The sequence below is a fragment of the Microcoleus sp. B4-D4 genome, from assembly GCF_036705185.1.
GTDB lineage: Bacteria > Cyanobacteriota > Cyanobacteriia > Cyanobacteriales > Microcoleaceae > Microcoleus.
On the sequence record NZ_JAUBTX010000064.1, the window covers coordinates 1 to 1,091 of the forward strand.

Here is a 1,091-nt window from a genome sequence, read left to right on the forward strand (position 1 = left end):
AACTTATATTGCCGAGGCGCTCTCAAATTCACTCATCTTTCTAAATGCTGTTTTCTGACTTTTTCAGCAAGCCCTAAATAATAACTCCCCCGCCCAATCCCCCGCCACCCGATATGGACGAACAACGACTCCAAGCTTATCTCAATCTGATTCAATCGCTACTGAATTGCTCCAGCGGGGAAGAAAACCAAATTTTGCAGGCAAACTCCGAGTTAGTTGATGCGGGGTTGGTGCAGGTAATGCAACTTGTGGCAGAAAATCAACGCGAGGAAGGCAATGAGAATGCAGCAAATTTTTTAACCAATTTGGCGAATCAACTCGCTGAATGGTTGAAAAAGTCCTCGGCTAATTCTCAGTTACGATTTTTGATGCAACTGTTGCAGGCAACGCAAGATAGCGACGGCGATCCTAATGTAATTTATCCTCTGATGCGGGATAACATTAACCTAATTAATGATAATTTGGCTGCGATTTTCCAAGATTGGGCTTGGGGAAATTTGCCAAACTTAGATAGCCAAGAAGGTCGCTTTTCTTTAATGGTAGTTGTTGGCACTTTTAGCGATTCAATAGCGCAATTTACTTTAGGGAGCAGGGCGAGTAATTTGGAAGTTGCCATCGCAGGTTATGAACTTGCCCTGACTGTTTTTACCCATCAAGAATATGCTGAAATATGGGCAGGGATTCAAAATAGTTTGGCGAATGCATACCGCGACAGAATCAGAGGCGAAAAAGCGGATAATCTGGAAATGGCTATTTCTGCTTATCAAGCAGTTTTGTCAGTTTTCACCCGCGAGGCATTTCCTCAAGATTGGGCAATGATTCAAAATAATTTGGCGGCTGCCTACATCAACAGAATCAGAGGCGAAAAAGCGGATAATCTAGAAATGGCGATTTCTGCCTGTCAAGCAGCTTTTTCAGTTTGCACCCGCGAGGCTTTTCCCCAAGAATGGGCAATGATTCAAAATACTTTAGGGATTGCCTACAGCGACAGAATCAGAGGCGAAAAAGCGGATAATTTAGAAATGGCGATTTCTGCTTTTCAAGCAGCTTTATCAGTTCGCACCCGCGAGGCATTTCCTCAAGATTGGGCT

At 43.7% G+C, this 1,091-nt stretch carries 1 pseudogene; it reads left to right on the forward strand.

Going from position 1 to position 1,091, the window contains the following annotated elements:
- Positions 1 to 113: 113 nt before the first annotated feature.
- A pseudogene (locus tag QUB13_RS27710) lies at positions 114 to 1,091 on the forward strand (CHAT domain-containing protein); the annotation flags it as partial.